Source organism: Sphingomonas aracearum (assembly GCF_003345355.1).
Lineage (GTDB): Bacteria > Pseudomonadota > Alphaproteobacteria > Sphingomonadales > Sphingomonadaceae > Sphingomonas > Sphingomonas aracearum.
Map to the genome: position 1 here is coordinate 503,823 of NZ_QQNB01000001.1, position 23,112 is coordinate 526,934.

At 70.2% G+C, this 23,112-nt stretch carries 21 protein-coding genes; 7 read left to right on the forward strand and 14 right to left on the reverse strand.

Annotated elements, in window-relative coordinates:
• The first annotated feature begins 90 nt into the window (after nucleotides 1-90).
• Nucleotides 91-993 (forward strand): methionyl-tRNA formyltransferase, encoded by a 903-nt coding sequence (fmt, locus tag DVW87_RS02495; protein WP_114686178.1) that lies wholly within the window; start codon nucleotides 91-93, stop codon nucleotides 991-993.
• Nucleotides 990-1,736, forward strand: a complete 747-nt coding sequence (gene truA, locus DVW87_RS02500) for a tRNA pseudouridine(38-40) synthase TruA (RefSeq protein ID WP_114686179.1) — start codon at nucleotides 990-992, stop codon at nucleotides 1,734-1,736. Before fmt ends, truA begins: the two co-directional genes overlap by 4 nt.
• Here truA and DVW87_RS02505 read toward each other — a convergent pair.
• The 8 genes from DVW87_RS02505 to DVW87_RS02540 are packed head-to-tail and all read right to left on the reverse strand — an operon-like array spanning nucleotide 1,708 to nucleotide 11,263.
• A complete protein-coding gene (locus DVW87_RS02505; protein ID WP_114686180.1) occupies nucleotides 1,708-2,904 on the reverse strand; it encodes a class I SAM-dependent RNA methyltransferase in 1,197 nt (398 codons plus the stop codon). The genes truA and DVW87_RS02505 overlap by 29 nt on opposite strands.
• The gene (locus DVW87_RS02510) at nucleotides 2,901-4,337 is read right to left on the reverse strand and encodes an NAD(P)H-hydrate dehydratase (protein ID WP_114686181.1); all 1,437 of its coding nucleotides are present in this window, start codon (nucleotides 4,335-4,337) and stop codon (nucleotides 2,901-2,903) included. Before DVW87_RS02510 ends, DVW87_RS02505 begins: the two co-directional genes overlap by 4 nt.
• Complete coding sequence (locus DVW87_RS02515) at nucleotides 4,334-4,738, reverse strand: hypothetical protein (RefSeq protein WP_114686182.1); 405 nt, start codon at nucleotides 4,736-4,738, stop codon at nucleotides 4,334-4,336. The genes DVW87_RS02510 and DVW87_RS02515 overlap by 4 nt, the downstream gene beginning before the upstream one ends.
• Complete coding sequence (gene ilvD / locus DVW87_RS02520) at nucleotides 4,719-6,440, reverse strand: dihydroxy-acid dehydratase (RefSeq protein ID WP_114686183.1); 1,722 nt, start codon at nucleotides 6,438-6,440, stop codon at nucleotides 4,719-4,721. The genes DVW87_RS02515 and ilvD overlap by 20 nt, the downstream gene beginning before the upstream one ends.
• A gap of 9 nt (nucleotides 6,441-6,449) precedes the next feature.
• Complete coding sequence (locus DVW87_RS02525; RefSeq protein WP_181814685.1) at nucleotides 6,450-7,205, reverse strand: N-formylglutamate amidohydrolase; 756 nt, start codon at nucleotides 7,203-7,205, stop codon at nucleotides 6,450-6,452.
• Nucleotides 7,175-8,002, reverse strand: coding sequence for a 4-(cytidine 5'-diphospho)-2-C-methyl-D-erythritol kinase (locus tag DVW87_RS02530; protein WP_114686184.1), 828 nt, complete (start codon nucleotides 8,000-8,002; stop codon nucleotides 7,175-7,177). Before DVW87_RS02530 ends, DVW87_RS02525 begins: the two co-directional genes overlap by 31 nt.
• Nucleotides 7,999-9,582, reverse strand: a complete 1,584-nt coding sequence (locus DVW87_RS02535) for a tetratricopeptide repeat protein (RefSeq protein WP_114686185.1) — start codon at nucleotides 9,580-9,582, stop codon at nucleotides 7,999-8,001. The genes DVW87_RS02530 and DVW87_RS02535 overlap by 4 nt, the downstream gene beginning before the upstream one ends.
• A 19-nt stretch (nucleotides 9,583-9,601) precedes the next feature.
• Nucleotides 9,602-11,263, reverse strand: coding sequence for an electron transfer flavoprotein-ubiquinone oxidoreductase (locus DVW87_RS02540; protein WP_114687018.1), 1,662 nt, complete (start codon nucleotides 11,261-11,263; stop codon nucleotides 9,602-9,604).
• 127 nt (nucleotides 11,264-11,390) lie between these two features.
• On the opposite strand from DVW87_RS02540, the gene DVW87_RS02545 reads away from it, so the two are divergent.
• Genes DVW87_RS02545 through moaB form a run of 3 tightly spaced genes read left to right on the forward strand, consistent with a single transcriptional unit; the run spans nucleotide 11,391 to nucleotide 14,497 of the window.
• Nucleotides 11,391-12,155: a uracil-DNA glycosylase family protein gene (locus tag DVW87_RS02545; protein WP_114686186.1), complete on the forward strand. Its 765-nt coding sequence runs from the start codon at nucleotides 11,391-11,393 to the stop codon at nucleotides 12,153-12,155.
• A 23-nt stretch (nucleotides 12,156-12,178) separates the two neighbouring features.
• Nucleotides 12,179-13,948, forward strand: a complete 1,770-nt coding sequence (locus DVW87_RS02550; protein ID WP_114686187.1) for a lytic transglycosylase domain-containing protein — start codon at nucleotides 12,179-12,181, stop codon at nucleotides 13,946-13,948.
• Nucleotides 13,949-13,969: 21 nt separating this feature from the next.
• Nucleotides 13,970-14,497 carry a molybdenum cofactor biosynthesis protein B gene (gene moaB / locus DVW87_RS02555; RefSeq protein WP_114686188.1) on the forward strand — a complete coding sequence of 176 codons (528 nt, stop codon included), beginning with the start codon at nucleotides 13,970-13,972 and terminating at the stop codon, nucleotides 14,495-14,497.
• Here the strand turns inward: moaB and DVW87_RS02560 are convergent.
• Both DVW87_RS02560 and DVW87_RS02565 read right to left on the reverse strand, forming a co-directional pair.
• Nucleotides 14,484-15,125, reverse strand: coding sequence for an esterase/lipase family protein (locus DVW87_RS02560; RefSeq protein ID WP_239017722.1), 642 nt, complete (start codon nucleotides 15,123-15,125; stop codon nucleotides 14,484-14,486). The two genes, moaB and DVW87_RS02560, sit on opposite strands and share 14 nt — an antisense overlap.
• Nucleotides 15,126-15,175: 50 nt before the next feature.
• Nucleotides 15,176-15,850 carry a TIGR02117 family protein gene (locus DVW87_RS02565; protein WP_239017723.1) on the reverse strand — a complete coding sequence of 225 codons (675 nt, stop codon included), beginning with the start codon at nucleotides 15,848-15,850 and terminating at the stop codon, nucleotides 15,176-15,178.
• 22 nt (nucleotides 15,851-15,872) lie between these two features.
• Here DVW87_RS02565 and phhA point away from each other — a divergent pair, with 22 nt between their 5' ends.
• Nucleotides 15,873-16,745, forward strand: a complete 873-nt coding sequence (gene phhA / locus DVW87_RS02570) for a phenylalanine 4-monooxygenase (RefSeq protein ID WP_114686190.1) — start codon at nucleotides 15,873-15,875, stop codon at nucleotides 16,743-16,745.
• Here the strand turns inward: phhA and DVW87_RS02575 are convergent.
• The 4 genes from DVW87_RS02575 to dinB are packed head-to-tail and all read right to left on the reverse strand — an operon-like array spanning nucleotide 16,742 to nucleotide 21,349.
• Nucleotides 16,742-17,686, reverse strand: a complete 945-nt coding sequence (locus DVW87_RS02575) for a 50S ribosomal protein L11 methyltransferase (RefSeq protein ID WP_114687020.1) — start codon at nucleotides 17,684-17,686, stop codon at nucleotides 16,742-16,744. The genes phhA and DVW87_RS02575 overlap by 4 nt on opposite strands.
• A gap of 4 nt (nucleotides 17,687-17,690) precedes the next feature.
• Complete coding sequence (dxs, locus tag DVW87_RS02580) at nucleotides 17,691-19,616, reverse strand: 1-deoxy-D-xylulose-5-phosphate synthase (protein WP_114686191.1); 1,926 nt, start codon at nucleotides 19,614-19,616, stop codon at nucleotides 17,691-17,693.
• A gap of 60 nt (nucleotides 19,617-19,676) precedes the next feature.
• Nucleotides 19,677-20,246 carry an alpha-ketoglutarate-dependent dioxygenase AlkB gene (locus DVW87_RS02585; RefSeq protein WP_114686192.1) on the reverse strand — a complete coding sequence of 190 codons (570 nt, stop codon included), beginning with the start codon at nucleotides 20,244-20,246 and terminating at the stop codon, nucleotides 19,677-19,679.
• A complete protein-coding gene (dinB, locus tag DVW87_RS02590) occupies nucleotides 20,243-21,349 on the reverse strand; it encodes a DNA polymerase IV (RefSeq protein WP_239017724.1) in 1,107 nt (368 codons plus the stop codon). Before dinB ends, DVW87_RS02585 begins: the two co-directional genes overlap by 4 nt.
• Nucleotides 21,350-21,651: 302 nt before the next feature.
• Here dinB and DVW87_RS02595 point away from each other — a divergent pair, with 302 nt between their 5' ends.
• Nucleotides 21,652-23,028, forward strand: coding sequence for a tyrosine-type recombinase/integrase (locus DVW87_RS02595; RefSeq protein WP_181814686.1), 1,377 nt, complete (start codon nucleotides 21,652-21,654; stop codon nucleotides 23,026-23,028).
• Nucleotides 23,029-23,112 lie beyond the last annotated feature (84 nt).

A 23,112-nucleotide genomic window follows, 5' to 3' on the forward strand; every position in this document is an offset into this window, starting at 1 on the left:
AGATAGGGTGCAGGAGGCGGTTCGTCACGGGGGTGCGGACGGGGGCGCCGCAGTTGCCGCAATCCCGCTTTGCCGATAGCGGCGGGCGTCATGCGCATCGTCTTCATGGCCACGCCCGCCTTTGCCGTTCCGGTACTCCACGCGCTGGTCGATGCCGGCCACACGCTTGTGGCGACCTACAGCCAGCCGCCGCGCCGCGCGGGCCGCGGCAAGGCGCTGACGCCCTCGCCGGTCGCCGCCGCGGCCGAGGCGCTGGGCGTGCCCGTGCTGACGCCACGAACGCTGCGCGATGCGGAAGCGCAGGCTGCTTTCGCCGCGCACGAGGCGGACGTGGCGGTGGTCTTCGCCTACGGACTGATCCTGCCGCAGCCGGTGCTGGACGCGCCGCGACTCGGCTGCCTCAACATCCACGGCTCGCTGCTGCCGCGCTGGCGGGGCGCCGCGCCGGTGCAGCGCGCGATCCTGGCGGGCGATGCGGAAACGGGCGTCGGCATCATGCAGATGGAGGCCGGGCTCGATACCGGCCCCGTGCGGCTGGAGGCGCGCACGCCGATCGCCGGCAAGACCGCCGGTGACCTGTTCGAGGAACTGAGCGCCACGGGTGCGCGCCTGCTGCTGGAGGTGCTCGCCGATCCTGCCGCCCACCCGCCGGTGCCGCAGCCGGACGAGGGCGTCACCTATGCGGCCAAGGTGGACAAGGCCGAAACCCGGCTCGACTTCACCACAACGGCAGAGCAGGCGGAGCGGCAGGTCCGCGCCTTCGCGCCTGCACCGGGCGCCTGGTTCGAGACAGCGGGCGAGCGCATCCGCATCCTTGCCGCCCAAGTTGTCGAGGAAGCCGGCATGCCGGGCGAAGTCATCGACGACCGGCTCACCATTGCCTGCGGGACAGGTGCCCTCCGCCCCCTGCGCGTCCAGCGCGCGGGCCGTGGCGCCATGACGCCCGCCGAGCTCTTGCGCGGCTTCGCGATCCCGCCCGGCACCCGCCTGTGACCCGTTTCGCGCTCACCGTCGAATATGATGGCCGCCCGTTCATGGGATGGCAGCGGCAGAAGCATGGCCCCAGCGTGCAGCAGGCGATCGAGGAAGCCGCCGCCACGATCCTCGGCGAGACGGTGCAGGTGCAGGCCGCGGGGCGCACCGACGCCGGCGTCCATGCGACGGGCATGCGCGCACACCTCGACACCTCGCGTACGATCGCACCGTTCCGGCTGATGGAGGCGCTGAACGCCCGGCTTCGCCCCGCGCCTGTCGCGATCCTTGCCTGCGACGAAGTGGCCGACGACTGGCACGCCCGCTTCTCCTGCATCGCGCGGCATTACGAATACCGGATCGTGAGCCGTCGTGCCCCGCTCACCTTCGAGGCCGGGCTTGCCTGGCGGCTGGCCATGTCGCTGGATGCCGCGGCGATGCAGGAGGGCGCGGCGCACCTGCTCGGCCGCCACGACTTCACCACTTTCCGCTCGGCGCATTGCCAGGCCGACAGCCCCTTGCGCACCCTGGACCGGCTGGAGGTGATCGCGGCCGGCGAGCGGATCAGCGTGTTCGCGTCCGCCCGCTCGTTCCTGCACCATCAGGTCCGCTCGATGGTCGGCTGCCTGGCGCTCGTCGGCCAGGGGAAATGGCACCCGGACGACATGCGGGTCGCGCTGGAAGCGCGCGACCGCACCGCGCTGGGTCACAATGCGCCGCCCGACGGCCTGTTCTTCACGCGGGCGGACTATCCGGCCGACTGAACGCGGCGGCCAGTTCGACATGGGTGGACCAGCGGAACTGGCCCACCGGCACCACCCAGTCGAGCCGGAACCCGCCTTCGCACAGAACCTTCGCATCGCGCGCGAAGCTGCCGGGATTGCAGGAGATATAGGCGATCCTCGGCACGCGCGACGCGGCAAGCTGTACCACCTGCTCGCGCGCGCCGGCACGCGGCGGGTCGAGCACCACGGCCTCGAAACGGTCGAGCTCCGCGGTGGTGAGCGGGCGGCGGAACAGGTCGCGATGCTCGGGGAACACCGGCCGCCCCGCTCCGGCGGCCTTCAGCGCGAAGATCGCATCGCGCGCGCCTTCGCCGGCATAGACCTTGCCGGGCAAGGACAGGGCGAACGTGCCCAGGCCGGCGAACAGGTCCGCGGTCAGCCGCGCCGAACCGATCGCCTCGCGTGCCGCCGCGACCAGCGCCGCCTCGCCTTCGGGCGTCGCCTGAAGGAAGCTCGCCGGCGGCAGCGGCACCGGCACCCCGCCGAGCGTGATCGTCACCGGCTGCGGCTCCCAGCGAACCTCCACGCCGTGGCCGGGATCAACCGCGAAGCGGGCGACGCCATTCGCCTCGGCAAAGGCGCTGATCGCCTCCGCTGCCTCCAGGCCCTCCGCGGCCAGACCCTCCACCAGCACGTCCGGCCCCTGATCGGAAAGCGTCAGGTGCACGCGCGCCCTGCCCTTCAGGAAGCGGCCGAGCAGCCGCCGCAACGGCGCCACCAGCGCGAACAGGCGCGGATCGAGGATCCAGCATTCCTGCAGGTCGATCAGCGCATGGCTGTTCTCGACATTGAAGCCGAGCAGCACGCGCCCGCCCTTCCGCTCGGCGCCCAGTGTCGCCCGCCGCCGGGTGCGCGGTGGAGAGAGTGCCGGCGGCCGGATCGGCGCGGCGAGCCCCTGCCCTTCCAGCGCGTTGGCGAGGCGATCGTGCAGGAACTGCGCCCAGCTCTCCTCGTCCAGATGCTGGAGCTGGCATCCGCCGCATTCCGGAAAGTGGCGGCAGGGCGGCGCCTGATGGTGCGGTCCCGGCGTCACGCTGCCGTCCGGGGCAAGCACGTCGCCCGGCGCGGCGAATGCCGCATGGCGTCCGTCGCCGGCGACGCCGTCGCCGCGCGCCGCGACGCGCAGGATCGTATCGGCTTCGCTCACAGGCACTCCCCCAATGCGCCGGGCAGGGCGTTCGCCAGATCATCCGCGATGAAGCAACCTGCCAGCCGCCGGGCGGCCGCAGCATGGAGCCACACGCCCGCCGACGCTGCCTCCCTTGGCGCATGCGGTCGCTGCGCCAGCATGGTCGCGATCGTGCCCGCAAGAACATCGCCGGTGCCCGCCACCGACAGCCAGGAACTGGCGCCCGTGGAAACATCGGCAAGGCCATCGGGCTGCGCCACCACGGTGTCCGGCCCCTTGAACACCACCACCGCGCCACTCTCCCGCGCGGCGGCCTGCGCATGGGCGATCTTGCTGCCCTCGCCCTCCCCGAACAGCGCGGCGAACTCGCCCGCATGTGGGGTCAACACGGTTGCCGCCTTTCGCTCGCGCAACCGGGCGAGATCGAGCAGGTGCAGCGCGTCGCCGTCGATCACCAGCGGCCGATCGCTCGCCAGCGCCACCTCCAGCTTCTCCCGCGCGCGGTCGTCGCGCCCGAGACCGGGGCCGATCACGGCCGCGCCGATCCGCTTGTCGTCGAGGGCATCGGCGCTCCACCGCCGCCGGACGATCGCATGCGGCCGTTGCGGCAGCCCACCGGTAAGCAACTGCACATAGCCCGCGCCGGCACGGTAAGCGGCAAGCGCGGCCAGTTCGCTCGCGCCGTGCATCGGGCCGGATACCACCGTCACCATCCCGCGACTGAACTTGTGCGACCAGGGTTCGGGTCGCGCGATCCGCGGCCGCGCGATCGTCTCCACGGCGCTGACGTCGGTGCGCGGCGCGGAGATCCGATCGAGGCCAAGCCCAAGGTCGAGCAGACGGACGGCGCCGCACTGCTTCGCGCCGGGCTGAAGGACGTGCGCCGGCTTCAGCGCGCCCAGCGCAAGCGTCAGGTCGTGCTCCGCCGTGGAAAGCGGGCCGCCCAGCTCCGCGCCCGTGTCGGTATCGAGCCCGCTCGGCAGATCGACGGCGATCGACAATCGCGCGAAGCTCGCCAGCGCCTGCATCGCCCGGCCGACATCGCCCTCGAGCGGCCGCGACAGCCCCGTTCCGAACACAGCGTCGACCACGACCGGAGCATGGGCGGCGTCCTCGGGCAGCCCCGCCGGGAACGACTCCACCGGCCCGGTCCATTGCGCACGCGCTGCCTGCGCCGCAGCGGTCTTCGGTTCGCCCAGCGCCGCCACGCGCACCGGGTGACCGGCCCGGGCCAGCGTCGCCGCCGCGACATAGCCGTCGCCGCCATTGTTGCCGGGGCCGCACAACACCAGCACTTCGGCCCCCGCCGCCAGCCGGCGCACCGCCGCCGCCACGCCCTCGCCGGCGCGCTGCATCAGGCTCTCGACGCTGGCCCCGGCCGCGATCGCGCGCTCTTCCGCGGCACGCATCTGCGCCGCGGTGAGCACGGGCTGCCCGTCGATCGGCATCATCGCGCGCCTGCCTTCACCGTCGCGGGAAGTTCGTAGCGCGCGTTACCAAGGGCGACCTCGATCCGGCCGGCGTCGAGCACGCGCACCCTCGCCGGCTCTGCGCCATCGGCCGCCACCACGCCGCGGCCATCGCGCGTCACCAGCAGGCGGCGGAACGCGCCGCCGGGGTGGCGCAGGGTCAGCAGCAGGCCTTGCTGCCCGCGCTCCTGGTCGACCGTGCAGACGGGTTCCAGTTGCGCGCCGCCCTCGGCGCACGGCACGCGCCCGTCCGCTGCGTTGCGCGCTGTTGCCGGCTGCACGCCAGGGGCAGTCGAATTCTCGGCGATCTGGTTGCTGGCCCCCTGCCCGCCGCAGCCGGCGAGCAGGAGAACGGCGATCGTGCTAGATATCCGCGTAGACATGCGTTTCGGTAGCGGCTCCGGGGTGCGTAATCGCGCCCTTGTAGGCCGGACCGACCGTTTTCGCATAGCGCCAGAGTGCGCCGGACCCATAGTCGTTCGTGCGCGGCTGCCAGCGCGCGCGCCGCTCGGCGATCACCGCGTCCGCCACCAGAAGGTCGATCGTGCCTGCCTCCGCATCGATGCGGATCGTGTCGCCATCCTCGATCAGGGCGATCGGGCCGCCCTCCGCCGCCTCCGGGCCGACATGGCCGATGCAGAAGCCGCGGGTGCCGCCGGAGAAGCGGCCATCGGTGATGAGCGCCACCTTCTCGCCCATGCCGAGGCCATAGAGCGCCGCGGTGGTGGACAGCATCTCGCGCATGCCCGGACCGCCCTTCGGCCCTTCGTAGCGGATGACGATCACTTCGCCTTCGTTGATCGCGCGGCCCTCAACGGCGGCAAAGGCGTCCTCCTCGCAGTCGAAGCAGTGCGCCGGCCCCTCGAACTGCAGCCGGTGCATGCCCGCGACCTTCACGATCGCACCGTCCGGCGCCAGGCTGCCGCGAAGGCCGACCACGCCGCCGGTCGGGGTGATCGGCGTCTTCACGTCGTAGATCACCTTCTGATCCGGGTTCCAGGTGATCTCGTCGATATTCTCGGCCAGCGTGCGCCCGGTCACCGTCCGGCACTCGCCATGCAGGTAGCCGCCCGCCAGCAGGGTCTTCATCAGCATGTAGACGCCGCCCGCCTCGTGCATGTCCCTGGCGACATAGCGGCCGCCGGGCTTGAGATCGGCGATATAAGGCGTCGTCTTGAAGATCTCGGCGACGTCGAACAGGTCGAAGTCGATGCCGGCCTCGCTGGCCATCGCCGGCAGGTGCAGCGCCCCGTTGGTCGACCCGCCCGTCGCCGCCACCACCCGTGCGGCATTCTCGAACGCTTCGCGCGTGCAGATGTCGCGCGGACGCAGGTTCAGCCGCAGGAGCTCCATCACCTGCGCGCCCGCGGCATGCGCCACCTGTTCGCGGCTGGCATAAGGAGCGGGCGCCATGTTGCTGTTCGGCAGGGACAATCCGATCGCCTCGGCGACACAGGCCATGGTGTTGGCGGTGAACTGCCCGCCGCACGCTCCGGCGCTGGGACAGGCGACCTTTTCCAGTTCATGCACCTCCGACAGCGGGCAGGCGCCGGCGGCATAGCGGCCGACCACCTCGAACACGTCCACCACCGTCACATCGCGGTCGTGGAAGCGGCCGGGCAGGATCGAGCCGCCGTACACGAAGATCGACGGCACGTTCAGCCGCAGCATCGCCATCATCATGCCCGGCAGCGACTTGTCGCAGCCGGCAAAGCCGACCAGCGCGTCATAGCAGTGGCCGCGCACCGAAAGCTCGACGGAATCGGCGATCACCTCGCGGCTGACCAGCGACGATTTCATCCCCTGGTGCCCCATGGCGATGCCATCGGTCACGGTGATGGTGTTGAAGCGCCGGGGCATGCCGCCCGCCGCGATCACGCCCTGTCGCGCCACGTCCGCCTGCGCATCGAGCGTGATGTTGCACGGCGCGCTGTCGTTCCCGGCGGACGCCACCGCGACGAACGGCTTGGCGATGTCCTCCTCCGGGATGCCCATGGCATAATAATAGCTGCGATGCGGGGCGCGTTCGGGACCCACCGAGACATGGCGGCTGGGCAGGCGGGACTTGTCGTAGGCTTGGCTCATGGCGAACGCCTATTGCGCAGAACGTTCGTTTTCCACAAGTCTATTGCGTATCGCCACGATCATGGGCCCGAGCAAGGCTGCCCAGCGGGCGACGCCCTCCGGTTCGGCGATCAGGTCGTTGCGAACCTCGATCGATACCGAGGGAATGCCGTTCGCCTCGCCATGCCGGTTCAGCGTCGTGTTCAGCGTCCGGCCCGAATAGGGCTGGTTATCGCCGGCCGGGATATCCGCTTGGCGCAGCAGCTCCAGCATCACCCGCGCCGCGCGCGCATCGCGATTGTAGAGGATGCCGACATGCCATGGCCGGACGCCCGGCACCGTCTCCAGCTCCCGCGTGAAGCTGTGGATCGCGACGATCAGGGTGGGCCGCCATTCCCGCACGGCCTGCGCCACGGCGCGATGGTAGGGCCGGTGGAGAGTGCGCAGCCGCCCGGCCACGTCCGCCCCGCGATTGCCGGCGATGACGTGTCCGTCGCTTTCCACCGGCACGAGGTGCGGATGGTCGGGCGGACGGTGCAGATCGATCACCAGCCGCGACACATGGCCCAGCACCGCCGGCGCGTGCAGGGCCGCGGACAGCGCGCGGGTGAGCGGTTCCGCGCCGATATCCACCGCGATGTGCCTGGCCATCAGGTCCGGCGCGACGCCCAGGTCCACACCGGGCGGCACCGCGGCGGAGGCATGGTCGCACAGCAGCAGCACGCCGCCGGGTTCTCCGCGCAGCTGCACGGGGCTCACGTCAGCACCGACGAAAGGCACCACCATTCCGGTCGGCAGGAGGCGATCGACGCCCGCGCGGCATCGCGCGCCGCCACCCCGTCGAACAGGGCGAAACAGGTCGCCCCGGACCCCGACATGCGGACGAGCCGCGCGCCGGCCATCCCTGTCAGCTCGGCCAGCACCGCGTCGATCTCCGGCGCCAGCAAGCGAGCCGGCGGCTCCAGGTCGTTGCGTCCGGCCAGCGCGGCGGCGAGCGGATCGCCCGGCGGGATCGGTCCCGCGTCCGCCCCGCTCCAGGCCCGGAAGACCGATGCGGTCGACACCGCGACGCCGGGATTGACCAGCAGCACCGGGGTTCCCGCCAGACCATCGCTCGGCGTCAGCACCTCGCCCCGCCCCCGGCCCAGGGCGGTGCGGCCGAGCAAACAGGCCGGCACGTCGGAACCGAGGGCCAGCGCCGCATCGAACAGGCGCCGGTCGTCGCGTGCGATCCCGTGGCGCCGGGCCAGCGCGCGCAGCGTGGCGGCGGCATCCGCCGATCCGCCGCCGATGCCCGATGCGATCGGCAACCGCTTGACGAGGGTCAGCGCCGCCCGATCGGGCACGCCGAACGTCTCCGCGAACAGGGCGGCCGCGCGCACCACGAGATTGTCGGCGCCGGAGTCCAGACCACCCGCGAACGGGCCCTCGATCACCAGTCCGGGCGGGCCATCTTCCAGCGTCACCGTGTCGCCATCGGCGAGAAAGGCGAACAGGGTTTCGAGTTCGTGATAGCCGTCCGAGCGGCGGGCGCGGATATGGAGGGCCAGGTTGATCTTGGCCGGCGCCGTCTCCACGATCACCGGCGGCGGCTCTTCGGCAGACCGTCCGCGATCTTGTCGGCGAGCCGCTGCAGGTCGGGCGCCTCGGCCACGCTGCGCGCCGCCCGCCAGGCATAGCGCGCCTCGAACCGCCGGCCGAGCGACCAGTAAGCGTCGCCCAGATGCTCGGCAATGGTGGCATTCTCCGGCTCGCCGCGCGCCGCCTGCTCCAGCAACGGCACGGCGCGGGCCGCGTCGCCGCGACGGTAATAGGCCCAGGCGAGCGAATCGGTGATCGAGGGGTCGCCCGGCCTCAACCGGCTGGCCTGTTCCAGCATCGCCAGCGCCGCTGCCGGGTCGCCGCCATGCTCCAGCCGCGCATAGCCGAGATAGTTGAGCACCACCGGCTCCTGCGGCGCGAGCGCGAGCGCATGGAGCAGCGCTTCCTCGCCGCGCTTCCAGTCGCCGCCCTGTTCCAGCGCGCCGCCCAGTTGCAGCCACCGGGTCCAGCCCCCGTCCGCCGGAGAGCGCTTGATCGCCGCCCGGTACGCCTTTGCCGCCTCGTCGAACCTGCCTGCCTCGACCAGCAGGTCGCCGTAGCGCGCGAGATCATCCGCCGGGGCGCCCTTCCCCTCGGCGCGGGACTTGGCCCAGACAAGCGCCCGCGCGCGCTCCCCGGCGTGGCGCAGGACCGCGATCTGCGCTTCCTCTGCCAGGGCGCGGAAGGGGCTGGAGGCGGGCACCTCCGCCAGCACGGCCAGCGCCTGATCGGTGACGTCCTCCTTCGCCAGCGCCTGCGCCAGCAGGATGCGCGCGCGATCGTTGGCCGGCTCCGCCAGCAGCGCGGCGCGCGTCAGCGCCACGGCAAACGGCCCCGTATTGCCGCCGGCGATGTCGGCTGCGAGCCGGGTGAACAGCCGCGACAGGCCGAAACTGCCCGACGCGCGCACGCCGCCGTCCGCCAGACTCTCCCGCAGCCGCTCCACCACCGGATCGTCGCCATCCAGCAAGGTGCGGGCGAGGTCCATCTCCCCCCGCCCGGCAAGCAGTTGCGCGGCCGCCTGGCGCAGGTCCGGCTCGCCCGCATCGGCGCGGAGCGCGGTCTGCACGGCCGCCATGCCCTCCGCGGTGCGTCCGGCGGCGATCAGCAGCAGCGCCCGCGTCTGGACGCCATAGCGGTCCGCAAGCGGGTTGCCCTTGGCGCGCGCCAGCACCGCAAACGGATCGCGCCCTGCGTCAAGCGCCGCCCAGGCCTCCACGCTCGGCACCAACACCGCGAACGGCCCCTTGGCCATGAGCGCGGTTCCGATCCGCAACTGCGCCGCATCGTGCTTGCGCATGCCTTCCGCCGCGAACAACAGGCCGGCATCGGCGGGGGCGGCACCGGCCGCCTGCAAGGCCTGCGCGGCACGGAACGCAAGGATATAGTCGCCCGCGTCCAGTGCCTCGCGATAGGCCCGTCCCGCGATCACCGCATTGCCGGGCTCGGCGTCCAGCGCCTCGCCATAGCCCCGGGCCGCCACCACGACGGCGCCGTCGCCCTCCGCGGCGCGGGCACGGGCGAAGGCGGTGAGCGTCGCATCCGCCCAGGCCGGCGCCGGGCCGGCCACGCCCGCGATCACGAACAGGCCGAGGAGGAACCTACATGTTGGGATAGTTCGGGCCTCCGCCGCCTTCCGGCACCACCCAGTTGATGTTCTGGGTGGGATCCTTGATGTCGCACGTCTTGCAGTGGACGCAGTTCTGGGCGTTGATGACGAACTTGGGATCGCCCGTCTCCTCGCCCACGATCTCGTACACGCCGGCCGGGCAATAACGCTGTGCCGGCTCGTCGTACAACGGCAGATCGTATTTCACCGGCACGTCCGGATCGCGCAGGGTGAGGTGGACCGGCTGGTCCTCCTCATGATTGGTGTTCGAGAGGAACACCGAGGAAAGCCGGTCGAAGGTCAGCACCCCGTCGGCCTTGGGATAGTCGATCTTCTTGACCATGTCCTTGCGCCACAAGGTCTCATGGTCGGGATGATGGCGCATGGTGAAGGGCATCCTGAGCCCGAAATGCTCGAGCCACATGGTGATGCCGGCGAGGCCCGAGCCGACGAAATCGCCGAACTTCTTCACCAGCGGCACCACGTTGCGGACGATCGACAGCTCCTTCTTGACCCAGCTCGTCTCGAACGCCTCCGGATAGGCGGCCAGTTCGTCGGCCGAGCGCCCGGCCGCCACCGCGGCAAAGGCGGCCTCGGCGGCCATCATGCCCGTCTTCATCGCCGTGTGCGTGCCCTTGATCCGCGGCACGTTGAGGAAACCGGCACTGTCGCCGATCAGCGCGCCGCCCGGGAAGACGAGCTTGGGGATCGACTGCAGCCCGCCATCCGAAATCGCGCGCGCGCCATAGGAGACGCGCTTGGCACCCTTCAGGATCGCGGCGATCTCCGGATGCGTCTTCCAGCGCTGCATCTCTCCGAACGGCGAGAGATACGGGTTGGTGTAGTTGAGCCAGGTCACGAAGCCGAGGCTCACCTGCCCGTTCGCCTGGTGATACAGCCAGCCGCCGCCGTTGGAGCCCTCCGTCTCGGTCAGCGGCCAGCCCTGCGTGTGGATCACGCGGCCCGGCTTGTGCAGCGCCGGATCGATGTCCCAAAGCTCCTTCACGCCGATGCCGTAGACCTGCGGGTCGCAGTCGCGGCGCAGGTCGAAGATGCGCTGCACCTCCTTGGTCAGGTGCCCGCGGCAACCTTCGGCGAAGAAGGTGTACTTGGCATGCAGCTCCAGCCCCGGCTGGTAGTCCGGCTTGTGCGTGCCGTCGCGCGCCACGCCCATGTCGCCGGTCGCCACGCCCTTCACCGAGCCGTCCTCGTTGAACAGCACTTCGGCGGCGGCGAAGCCGGGGAAGATCTCGACGCCCAGCTCCTCGGCCTTGCCCGCGAGCCAGCGGCACAGATTCCCGAGCGAGCCCGTATAGGTGCCCTTGTTGTGCAGGAAGGGCGGCGTCCACAGGTGCGGCAACACCGTCTTGCGCTTCCTGGTGAGCACCCAGTGCAGGTTCTCCGTCACCGGCACCTCGGCCAGCGGGCACCCATCGTCCCGCCAGTCGGGCAGCAGCTCGTCCAGGCTCTGCGGATCGATCACGGCGCCGGACAGGATATGCGCGCCGACCTCCGAGCCCTTTTCCAGCACGCAGACGGACAGCTCCTGCCCGCCCTCGTTCGCCAGTTGCTTCAGCCGGATCGCCGCGGACAGGCCGGCAGGCCCGGCGCCGACGATCACGACGTCGTACGGCATGGATTCGCGTTCGCTCATCATCACACTCCCAGTGGACGCCGGCTCGTTTCGCGCGCGTATCCGTCGCGCGGCGGCCACGTCCCGTCTGGCAAACCCGTGCCAGTGAATTGACGGGCGCGTCAACATCCCCTTGTGTGTTCCGGCAATGGGGGCGGATCAAAATCTTGATTGGCGTGCGGCCGCGGCCAGCCTGATCGGCTGGTGGCAGGAGGCCGGCGTCGAATATCTGGCGGACGAGAGCCCGCGCGACTGGTTCGCGGCTCCTCCGCCGGCGCCGCAGCCGCAGCCCTCGGCGCCTGCGGAAGGCTCGCCTGACCCCGTGGCGGCGCCAACTGCGCTTGCGCCGCTGCCCGCCACGCGGGACGCGTTCACCGCGTGGCGCCTGTCCGATGCAGCGCCCGAAGCCCGCTGGCCCGGTCGCCCGCTGGCGCCGACGGGAGCGGCAGGCGCGGCGTTGATGATTCTGCTGGATCAGCCGGAGCGGGAGGATGCGGAATCGGGCCAGTTGCTCAGCGGGGCGGCCGGGCGCCTGTTCGATCGCATGCTGGCCGCGATCGGGCTGGATCGCTCGGCCGTGTACCTCGCCTCCGTGGCCACCGTGCGCCCCGCCGCCGGCCGCGTCTTTCCGGAGGTCGCCGCCGACCTTCAGGCGATCGCCCGCCACCATGTCGCTCTCGCGGCGCCGCGGCGGCTGCTGCTTATGGGCGATGCGGCAAGCCGTGCCATACTGTCGACGACCAGCTCCGAAGCACGGGGCGGTTTACGCGCCGTTAACCTAGAAAACGGACAAGCGGCAGTGGAGGTAGCGGCAGTGGCAACATACCATCCGCGCTTCCTGCTCGACCGGCCCGCCTGCAAGGCGGATGCCTGGCGAGACCTGCAGATGGTGATCAGGGGACTGCAACCGTGAAATCTCTTCTGGCCTGCGCGGTGATGCTGGGCACGCTGGCGACCCCGGTGCTCGCAGCGGATGGTGCCCCGGCCGCACCGGTGGACCGCAAGGCGGCAGAGGAGCGCATTCCGCGCCAGCTGGATGAGGAGCAGGCGACCGGCTACCGCACGGTCTTCGCCGCGATCCGCGAAAGCCGCTGGCTGGACGCGCAACTCGCGCTGGACGGCATGAAGCCCGGCCCGCTCCACGCCATCGCGCGGGCCGAACTGGTGACCGCCAAGGGCTCGCCCAAGGCCGAGCTCGATCCGCTCATGAAGCTTTTGGCCGAAGCGCCGGAACTGCCCCAGGCGCAGCAGATCGCCGCGCTTGCCAAGCGTCGCGGTGCCAGCGAGCTGCCGCAGCTGCCCGAGCTTCAGCGCCTCAGCTGGATCGACGGCGCTCCTGTCCGCAAGCGGGTGAAGAGCCTGGTGGCAGGCGATATGGTGGCCGCCGAACTCGCCATTCGCATGCAGCCGTACGTCAAGGCGGACGATGGCGCCTCGGCGCAGGCGCTGCTCGACTCCACCGAAGGCCTCTCCCCCGAGTCGATCGCCGAATGGCAGCAGAAGATTGCCTGGATGTATTTCCTGTCGGGCGACGACAACAACGCCCGGGCCATGGCCGCCAAGGGGGCCGCGGGCACCGGCGACTGGGCCATGCAGGCGCGCTGGACCGGTGCGCTCGCGGCCTGGCGCCAGAACGACTGCAAGGCGGCGGGTGCCGCGTTCGAGGATGTCGCGGCGCGCGCCGGCGACGTGGAGATGCGTGCAGCCGGCCTGTTCTGGGCCTCGCGCGCCGACATGGCCTGCGGCCGTCCCGACCTGGTCGAGCCGCGGCTGAAGAACGCCGCGCAACTCGACGAGACCTTTTACGGCCTGCTCGCGCGCCAGGCGCTGGGCATCCAGGAAAAGCCGCGCCCGGCCGAGCGCCATGTCGCCGCCGACTGGACATTGCTGTCCCGCCGCCCGAACGTGCGCGTCGCGGCTGCGCTGGTCGAGATCGACGAGGACGAGCTTGCCGACGAGGTGCTGCGGCAACAGGCCCGCCTGAGCGACCCGGCCGAATTCTCCGCTCTCACCCGCCTTGCCGGGGTGCTGGACCTGCCGTCCACGGTGGTCTGGCTCTCCCACAACGGACCCGCGGGCGTGACGCCCACGGTGGCCGCGCGCTACCCGGCGCCCAGCTGGACGCCGGACGGCGGCTGGCGCGTCGACAAGGCGCTGGTCTATGCCCACACGCTGCAGGAATCGCGCTTCCGCACCCGCGTGGTCAGCCCGGCGGGCGCATACGGCCTGATGCAGGTGATGCCGGCCGCCGCGCTGGACATCGCCCGCAAGCAGGGCCGCCCCTTCGACAAGGGCATGCTGTCCAAGCCGTCGGTGAACATGGAGGTGGGCCAGTCCTACCTCGAGCAGCTGCGCGACCAGCCGTGCACCGAGGGGCTGCTGCCCAAGGTCATCGCCGCCTACAATGCGGGGCCGGTGCCGGTGACCAGCTGGAACGCGCTGGTGCGCGACGGCGGCGATCCGCTGCTGTACATCGAAAGCATCCCCTATTGGGAAACGCGCGGCTATGTGGTCACCGTGCTGCGCAACTATTGGATGTACGAGGGGCAGACCGGCAAGCTCGCCTCTCCCAGCCGCACCGCCCTGGCGCAGGGCATGTGGCCGCGCTTTCCGGGCCTGTCCGGCCCCGCCGCCGTCCGCCTCACCGGCCGCGCGAACGGCACCAAGGTGGCCAGCGCCAGCAATTCCGCCGCCAGTGCCAATTGACGCCCATGCCGATTGACGCCCATGCCGATTGACGACAGCCGGGCGTTCCTGCCCGTCCGCATCGCCGTTCTGACGATCTCCGACAGTCGCCGGCTGGCCGACGACCGCTCGGGCGAGGCGCTGGTGGAGCGGCTGACCGCCGCAGGGCACGTGCTGGCCGACCGCGGGATCGTGCAGGACGACGTGCACCTGATCGAAAAGCGGCTGCGCAGCTGGATCGCCGACGACCAGGTGGATTGCATCCTGACGACCGGCGGCACCGGCGTGACCGGGCGCGACGTGACGCCGGAGGCGGTGGAGCGCGTCGCCGACAAGATGATCCCCGGCTTCGGCGAGCTGTTCCGCTGGCTGAGCTACGCCAAGATCGGCACTTCCACCATCCAGTCGCGCGCAACCGCCTGCGTGGCGCGGGGTACGTACATCTTCGCCCTGCCCGGCTCTCCCGGCGCCGTGAAGGACGGGTGGGACGACATACTGGCGAGCCAGCTCGACAGCCGTTTCCGGCCCTGCAACTTCGTGGAACTGATGCCGCGCCTTACCGAGCGCTAGCGAGGACCTCCGCCACCGCGGTCAGCACCGAGACGCGGTGCTGCACCCAGAGGTGGCTGCTGCGCACCTCGATGCAGCGTTCTCCCTCGATGCGGCAGATGTTGCCGTTCACCAATCCATCCGTCGCCGACCAGATCGCGGTGGAGGGCACCGGCAAGGGCCGCATGCCCTCCGCGCTGCGGGCCGCCAGGAAGGGATCGCCCACCCGCTCGCCCGTCGCCCACTCGAACGCGCGCCAGACGTTGGTGTCCCGCGGATCGCCGGCAAAGGGCGAGGCGATCGTGATGACCTCGCGAACCTTTGTCGGTGCGCGATGCGCGGCGAGCCGGGCCATGATGCCGCCAAGGCTGATGCCGATCAGCGTGACCGGCTCCCCGGCGTCCTCCGCCATCGCCGCCACCCGTGCGAGCAACCGCTCCAGCTCCGCGCCCGTGCTGCGCGCGCCCAGGTTGCGGCCGAGGCCCCAGCCTTCGGCATGGTAGCCGAGCGCCTGCAAGGAGCGGCGGAGCACGATGGTGGAGCGGTCCGTGTTGAAGAGCCCCGGCAGGATCAGCACCGGCCGACCGTCCCCGCGCGGCAGGTGCGCCAGCTCGCGCCAGCGCCAGCCCAGCTCGACCAGACCGAACACGGCCCGGGGCCCCTCCGCCGCCCATAGCCGCCGCGATGGGGGACCGAGCCTCACGGCAGCCAGCCCAGCACCGTCACCGGAAAGGGCGTCCACGCGCCCATGCGCACCCCGGCATAACGCAGCGCCGCCCCGGTCCACGCGTTGCAGGTCACAACCCCGCTGTAGCGCCCGACTGCCTCATAAAAGGCGTCGTTCGCGCCATATCCGGGCAGACGCTTGCCCCCGGGCGCGAAACTGGCGCGGAGGAAGGCGGCCAGCCGGCGATATTCTTCCGGCCGCAACAGCACCGTGCGCACGTCGGAACCGAGTGCCGGCGCGGGCACCTGGTCGACATGCATCAACGTACGATCGCTGCCGAACGCGGCCGCCAGCACCGTGCCGGGGCGCACATCGCTCCACGTCGGTGTCTCGAGGTAGAAGGTGCGCTCGCCCCAGCCGAAGCTGCGCCACGGATAGCGGGCATAGCGCGGGTCGCGCAGATCGGAGGGGCGGACGAGATCGGACCAGTCCACCCCCGCCGCCCGCGCCGGCACGACGATGCCGGTATGCACCCCGTTGCTTTCCACGAAGATGCGCACGCCGCGCTCCGGCGGGCGCCAACCGGCATGAACCGGGATCGAGCCGCCGATCAGCCCCGCGGCGGCATAGCCGGACAGGAGCAGCGCCATCCCGAGCAGCAACGCCGCCAGCGCCTGCCGCCACCAAGCCCTCTTTGCGCGCTCCATAAGCAGCTGATATGCCATGCGCATGGCCGATGACACCCACGTTCTCGATGCGCCGCCCGCCGGCGCCTCTGCCGACTGGACGATCCCGCAGGATTGGTCGCACTACACGCCCGAGGAGCATGCCACCTGGGACAAGCTGTTCGAGCGGCAGTCGCAACTGCTGCCGGGCCGCGCCTCGAACGCCTATCTGCGCGGGCTGGACGTGCTCAAGCTCTCGCGCCCCGGCATCCCCGATTTCGAGGAACTGTCCGACCGGCTGATGAAGCTGACGGGATGGCAGGTGGTGGCGGTGCCCGGACTGGTGCCGGACGACGTGTTCTTCGACCACATGGCCAATCGCCGCTTCGTTGCCGGCAATTTCATCCGCCGGCCGGACCAGCTCGATTACCTTCAGGAGCCGGACGTCTTCCACGACGTGTTCGGCCATGTACCGATGCTCGCCGACCCGGTGTTCGCCGACTATCTCGAAGCTTATGGCAAGGGCGGACAGCGGGCGCTGGAGCTCGGCGCGCTGAAGCAGCTCGGGCGGCTCTACTGGTACACGGTGGAGTTCGGGCTGGTCGCCGAGCCGGAGGGCCTGCGCATCTATGGGGCCGGCATCGTTTCCAGCCATTCGGAAACCCGATTCGCCCTCACCAGCGACAGCCCGCACCGGATCGGCTTCGATCTCGCCCGCGTGATGCGCACGGAATATCGGATCGACGATTTCCAGCAGAACTATTTCGTGATCCCCAGCTTCGACGAGCTGCTGCGCGCGACGGTGGAGACGGACTTCGCGCCGCTCTATGGCGAGTTGCTGAGCCAGCCCGACATTCCGGTCGGCACGATCGTGGACGGTGACAAGGTCATCACGAACGGCACGCAGGGATATGCCCGCTCGAAGGCGCTGGTCTAAAGGTCCAGCGCCCAGCCGTCGCGACCCTTGGGGTCCGGCGGCGTGGTCGGCACGTAGCGCACGGCACCGGCGGTGAGCCGCAGGATCGTCCAGTCGCCGCGACGGTCCACCGCCTCCAGACAACAGCCGCATGCCTCGAAGGCCGCGACCACCTGCGACCGCTGCGTTTCCAGCAGACCGGCAAGGATCACGGTGGCGTTCGCATCGGCGATCGCCGCCAGCTCGGGCGCCATCGAGACGAGCGGCCCGGCCAGGATGTTGGCGATAACCAGATCGTAAGGCGCGCCGGCGGTGATCGGGTCGGCCAGCGCCCCGTCCGCCACCACGAGATCGATCGCGCCGACCTGATTGGCGGCCATGTTCTCGGCCGTGACGTCGATCGCCTTGGCGTCGATGTCGGTCGCCATCACCCGCGCCTCGGGCCACAGATGGCGCACGGCAAAGGCGAGCAGCCCGGTGCCGGTGCCGACATCGATCGCGTTGGCAAAGCGGCGATCGGCAAGGCCGTCGAGCATCGCCAGGCATCCCGCGGTGGTCGCGTGATGCCCCGTCCCGAACGCCTGTCCCGCATCGATCAGGAAGGCGCGCCCGCCGGTCGGCGGGGCGATCGGGTGCGCGGAGGTATGGACGACGAAGCGACCCTCCCGGATCGGCTCCAGCCCGGCCTGGGACAGCGTCACCCAGTCCTGCGCGGTGAGCGGCTCCACCACCGGCTCCACGCCCGCCGCGCTCGGCACCAGCGCGCGCAGGGCCGCGATCATCCCGGCATCCGGCTCGTTCTCGGTGAAGGCGTCGAGCCGCCAATGCTCGCGGTCGTCCTCCACTTCCTCCGTGGTCATCAGCACGGCATCCAGCGCCACCGCGCCCGCGTCGATGGCCTCGGCCTCCGCACGGGTGCACGGCAGCGTGGTGCGCCACGAGTCGATCACCGCATCCGTCATCGCGTCAGGCGCGCGCGCCTTCCACCACACCGCTGCTGTTGTGGCGCAGCGCCTTCAGCACCGTGTCCACGATCGCCTCGGCATCGAGGCCGGCGGCGGCATATTGGGCGTCCGGCTTGTCCTGGTCCTGGAACAGGTCCGGCAGGCGGAGAGTGCGCAGCTTCAGGCCGCCGTCGATCAGCCCCTCGTCGCTGGCGAGCGTGAGGACATGCGCGCCGAGACCGCCGATCGCGCCTTCCTCAATGGTGATGGCCACCTCGTGCGTGGTGAGCAGGCGGCGGATCATCGCCTCGTCCAGCGGCTTGGCGAAGCGCAGGTCGGCGACGGTGGTGGACAGGCCCTTGGCGTCCAGCGTGTCGGCCGCCTTCAGCGCCTCGGCGAGACGTGTGCCGAGCGAGAGGATCGCGACCTTCTTGCCCTCGCGCACGATGCGGCCCTTGCCGATCTCCAGCAGTTCGGGCGTTTCCGGCAGGTCCACGCCCGTCCCGTTGCCGCGCGGATAGCGCACGGCGATGGGGCCGGAATCGTGCTGCACGCAGGTATGCGTCATGTGCACCAGCTCCGCCTCGTCGGCGGCGGCCATCACGACGAAATTGGGCAGGGTCGCCAGATAAGTGACGTCGAAGCTGCCGGCATGAGTCGCGCCGTCCGCGCCGACTAGGCCGGCGCGGTCGATGGCGAAGCGCACCGGCAGGTTCTGGATCGCCACGTCATGCACGACCTGATCGTAGGCGCGCTGGAGGAAGGTGGAATAGATCGCGCAGAACGGGCGCATGCCCTGCGCGGCAAGCCCCGCCGCGAACGTGACGGCGTGCTGCTCGGCGATGCCGACATCGAAGAAGCGATCCGGATAGTTTTGCGCGAACGCATCGAGCCCGGTGCCCGAGGGCATCGCGGCGGTGATCGCGCAGATGCGGTTGTCCGTCGCCGCTTCCTTGACCAGCGCGGCCCCGAACACGTTCTGATAGGCGGGCGGCCCGGGAGGCGCCTTGGCCTGTGCGCCGGTGATGACGTCGAACTTCTGGACGCCGTGATACTTGTCCGCCGCCGCCTCGGCCGGGGCATAGCCCTTGCCCTTCTTGGTCACGACATGGACGAGGATCGGGCCTTCCTCGGCATCGCGGACGTTCTCCAGCACCGGGATCAGATGCTCGAGATTGTGGCCGTCGATCGGGCCGACATAATAGAAGCCGAGCTCCTCGAAGAGCGTGCCGCCCATGGTCATGCCGCGGGCGAACTCGTCGGTCTTGCGTGCGGCCTGATGGAACGGGCGCGGCAGGCGGCGCGCGACCTTCTTCAGTCTCTCGCGCAGGCCCAGAAACTCGCGGCTGGACACGATGCGCGAGAGATAGGCCGACAGACCGCCCACCGGCGGCGCGATCGACATGTCGTTGTCGTTGAGGATCACGACCAGGCGGTTGCCCGCGGCCTCGGCGTTGTTCATCGCCTCATAGGCCATGCCGGCGGACATCGCGCCGTCGCCGATCACCGCGATCGCCTTGCCGGGTGCGCCCGACAGCTTGTTGGCGGTGGCAAAGCCCAGCGCGGCCGAGATCGAGGTGGAGGAATGCGCGGCGCCGAACGGGTCGAATTCGGATTCGGAGCGCTTGGTGAAGCCGGACAGCCCCCCGCCCTGCCGCAACGTGCGGATACGGTCGCGCCGGCCGGTGAGGATCTTGTGCGGATAGCATTGGTGCCCGACGTCCCAGATCAGGCGGTCGTCCGGCGTGTTGAACACGTAATGGATGGCCGTGGTCAGCTCCACCACGCCAAGGCCGGAGCCGAGATGCCCGCCGGTGGTGCCCACGGCGGAGATCGTCTCGGCACGCAGTTCGTCGGCGAGTTGTCGGAGATCGGCAGGCTTGAGCTTGCGCAGGTCGTTCGGCGTGTCGACGGTGTCGAGCAGCGGCGTGTCTGGAACATCGGCCATCCACCGCCTGTAAACGCATGGACGATGGCTGTCGATGGCTCCCGCCGCATTGACGGGGGCTCAGCGGGGAGACGCGAGGCTGCGAAAGGTGATCGAGTGGCGGGCGACCTCCATCGGCGCAATGGAATGCTCCCAGTCGTGACGCGCCTCGCCGGACAGAAGGTAGGCACCGCGCGGCGGCAGCGGCACGGCGACGCGATCGAACCCGCCCGAACGGCGCTTGCGGAAGCGCATGGTCGCGGGCGCGCCGAGCGAGAGGCCGACCACATGCCCGAACACCGGGCGGTCGCGGTGCCAGCCGATGCCCGCACCCGGATCGTACCGGATCAGCAGCGCCTGGGCGAGCGCGTCAGCCGGCAGCCCGGCAAAGGCGGCGGCACGGTCGCGGATCGGCAGCAGCCAGCCCGGCATCGGCTCGGTCTGCGCCATGCCGCCGCGGTCGAAATCGTAGTGCCAGCCGAACGAGGTGGTCAGCCGCTTGCCGGTCCACCCGTGAAACTGGAACGGCGTCAGGTCCGTCGCGTCGATCCGGGCGACGAGGTCACGCTCCTCCTGCGGCGAGACCAGCTCGTCGCTACTGGCCAGGCCGGGGATCGGCGGCGACGCTCCGAACAGGTCGGCCTGGATCATGCGACCTCCGCCAGCCAGTCGAGCTGCTCCGGCACGGGTGCCGGGGCGGGCGTGTCGAAGCCGGACAGGGTGACGCCTACTAGCCGCACGCCCATCGGCAGCGGATAGAGCGTGCGGACAAGCGCCAGCGCGACCGCGTCCAGCGTGGCGCGGTCGCCAACGGCCAGGTTGAGGGTGCGGCTGCGCGTGACGGTCCGAAAGTCGGAGAAGCGCGCCTTGATCGTCACGGTGCGCCCTCGCCCGCCGGTCCGCGCGCACCACTCCCATACGTCCGCCGCCATGGCGCAGATGCCGCGCTCCACCTCCTCCGGCGTATGCAGGTCGTTGTGGAAGGTGGTTTCGGAACCGGACGACTTGCGCACGCGGTCCGGGCTGACGGCGCGATGATCCTGCCCGCGGGCGATGGCATGATACCAGCCTCCCGCCTTGCCGAAGCGCGCGGTCAGGTCCGCCAGCGTCCAGCCCTTCAGGTCCGCACCCGTCTCGATTCCCAGCCGCGCCATCTTCTCCGCCGTGCGCGGGCCGACGCCGTGGAAGCGGGCAACCGGCAGCGAGGCGACGAATGCCTCCCCCCTCGATGGCGGGATCACGCACTGCCCGTTCGGCTTGTTCTGGTCGGAGGCGAGCTTCGCCAGGAACTTGTTGTAGGAGATGCCGGCCGAGGCGGTGAGCCCGGTTTCGGCAAGGATGCGCGCGCGGATCTCCTCTGCCGTAGCGGTGGCCGATGGCAGCCCACGCTGGTTGGCGGTGACGTCGAGATACGCTTCGTCGAGGCTCAGGGGCTCGACCAGCGGCGTGTAATCGAGAAAGATCGTGCGGATTGCCTGCGACACGGCGCGATACACGTCGAATCGCGGGCGCACGAAGACGAGGTCCGGGCAGCGCCGCAGCGCCGTGACCGACGGCATGGCCGAGCGCACGCCGAACGCCCGCGCCTCGTAGCTCGCCGCCGCCACCACGCCGCGCCCGGACGAGCCGCCCACCGCAACCGGCTTGCCCCTGAGTTCAGGCGCGTCGCGCTGCTCCACCGAGGCGAAGAAGGCGTCCTGATCGACGTGGATTATCTTGCGGATGGGTGGAGGCTTATCCTGCTGGCTGCTCAATGGCTTAGCTCTCTGACGACTCTGACCACGATCGACCCAAATCGCTTCGGTTTCCTCCGTGGAGATTACCCGGCGATTGCCTAGAAGGCCAGCGAAGACTGAGAACAGGAAGAGAACCCGGCCGGTCGATGCCGCCATGCGATCGCTACTGACCACCAGCCGGATAGGTGGGTGCTGTTCCGGCAGCTGCAAGTCCGCCCAGGTGAACGCAGCAGTCCCGACTTACGGCACTGGATGCCATGGGGCGCACCGTCTTCAGGCCGATGCGATCCTGCCTCCGACCAAAAGAAGGAGCACCCATCTTGCCGCGAGAACGCCGCACCCTCACGAAGGACACCGTCAAGTCGATCCCGCCGTCCGCGCCAGGCCGCAAGGAATTCGTCTGGGATGACCGTCTCCTCGGCTTCGGAGCCTACCGCCGAACCGATGGCATCGTCGTGTTCGTCTACCAGTACCGCGTGCCGATGCGGCCCGCGCGCCGCATCACGATCGGCAGGCTCGGCGACGTAACGCCCGCGCAGGCTCGCGACATCGCGCAGGAGCATGCCTTCCAGAAGAGCCGTGGCATCGACCCCGTCGACAAGCGTCGCGCGGAGGCCAAGGAGGCCGACGCCTCCAGGTCCCTGGTCATGAAGACGTACGTCGCCGACTACATCGAACGGCGCAGGATCGAGCAGCGTCCGCTCATCCTGCAGCACGAGCGCATCCTGTCACGCGATGTGGCGGGCCTCATGCCCGACGTCCGCGTCGATCGCATCACCACGTCCGACATCGACGCGTTCCTCGCCGAACTCGCGAAGCGTTCGATCTCGGCCCGGACCTGGGGGCTCATCTACCTCAAGGTCATCATGAACGACGCCAAGCGGAGGGGTACGATCGTCCGGTCCGCAGCCGATGCCTACAAGGTGCCCGACAGGGTCGAGCGCGAGCGGGTGCTGAAGCTGTTCGAACTGCAGCGCATCCTCGAGGCGTGCAGCGACATGCGCGACACGCACGGCCTCGTGTACGAATGCATCCTCCGGACCCTGCGGCGGAAGGAGGAGATCGCAGCAATGGTCTGGGAGGAGATCGACCAGGCGACCTGGGAATGGATCGTGCCGGCGGAGCGGACGAAGCAGAGCGAGCCGGTCGTCATGACCCTGCCGCCGCAGGTCGTCGCGATCATCGAGCGCCTCCACCCCGACAAGAGGAGGAGGAAGGGCTTCGTCTTCAGCTACGATGGTCGCAAGTCGATCAAGGTCGGTGCGGAACAGGATCGGAGGCGCATCGATGCCCACATCCAGCAGCGCCTCGATCTGGCGGAGGAGAAGAGCGGATCCGCCTTCACGTTCGAGCACTGGGTCCCTCACGACAGCAGGACCACCGGCGCGACGATCCTGGCCGACGAGCCGTTCGACGTGCCCACCGACGACATCGAGCTCGCGCTCGGCCACAAGGTTCCGAAGAGCAAGTACAACCGTGCGCAGCGCAAGGCCGCGGTCAATCGGGCGATCGCGATCTGGAACGGCTATCTCGACGGCATCATGGAACGTCCCGACGCCTGGCCCGGAGGACGTGACCTGCCCGAACTGGGCAGGTTCGAGACGAAGCCGCTGTGGACGCGCATCCGCGCCACCTGGCCGCAGCGCAAGGCCGACGATGCACGGGTGAAGAAGGCCCGGAAGGGGAATGCGAAGTAGGACCTGGCGGTCAGGCCATCGGCACCGTGGACACAGGAAGGTCGAACGCTCTACCTTCATGGGATGCCGTGGAGGGAGGAAAGA

Excerpts from the sequence above, each read along its gene's own strand:
- DVW87_RS02545 (WP_114686186.1), top strand. The coding sequence starts at position 11,391 with ATGGGGGCGGATCAAAATCTTGATTGGCGTGCGGCCGCGGCCAGCCTG.
- ilvD (WP_114686183.1), bottom strand. The coding sequence starts at position 6,440 with ATGAGCCAAGCCTACGACAAGTCCCGCCTGCCCAGCCGCCATGTCTCG.
- DVW87_RS02585 (WP_114686192.1), bottom strand. The coding sequence starts at position 20,246 with ATGATCCAGGCCGACCTGTTCGGAGCGTCGCCGCCGATCCCCGGCCTG.
- phhA (WP_114686190.1), top strand. The coding sequence starts at position 15,873 with ATGGCCGATGACACCCACGTTCTCGATGCGCCGCCCGCCGGCGCCTCT.
- DVW87_RS02575 (WP_114687020.1), bottom strand. The coding sequence starts at position 17,686 with ATGACGGATGCGGTGATCGACTCGTGGCGCACCACGCTGCCGTGCACC.
- DVW87_RS02540 (WP_114687018.1), bottom strand. The coding sequence starts at position 11,263 with ATGAGCGAACGCGAATCCATGCCGTACGACGTCGTGATCGTCGGCGCC.
- DVW87_RS02550 (WP_114686187.1), top strand. The coding sequence starts at position 12,179 with ATGCTGGGCACGCTGGCGACCCCGGTGCTCGCAGCGGATGGTGCCCCG.
- DVW87_RS02510 (WP_114686181.1), bottom strand. The coding sequence starts at position 4,337 with ATGATGCCGATCGACGGGCAGCCCGTGCTCACCGCGGCGCAGATGCGT.
- fmt (WP_114686178.1), top strand. The coding sequence starts at position 91 with ATGCGCATCGTCTTCATGGCCACGCCCGCCTTTGCCGTTCCGGTACTC.
- DVW87_RS02525 (WP_181814685.1), bottom strand. The coding sequence starts at position 7,205 with ATGGTGGTGCCTTTCGTCGGTGCTGACGTGAGCCCCGTGCAGCTGCGC.
- moaB (WP_114686188.1), top strand. The coding sequence starts at position 13,970 with ATGCCGATTGACGACAGCCGGGCGTTCCTGCCCGTCCGCATCGCCGTT.
- DVW87_RS02565 (WP_239017723.1), bottom strand. The coding sequence starts at position 15,850 with ATGGAGCGCGCAAAGAGGGCTTGGTGGCGGCAGGCGCTGGCGGCGTTG.
- dxs (WP_114686191.1), bottom strand. The coding sequence starts at position 19,616 with ATGGCCGATGTTCCAGACACGCCGCTGCTCGACACCGTCGACACGCCG.
- DVW87_RS02515 (WP_114686182.1), bottom strand. The coding sequence starts at position 4,738 with ATGTCTACGCGGATATCTAGCACGATCGCCGTTCTCCTGCTCGCCGGC.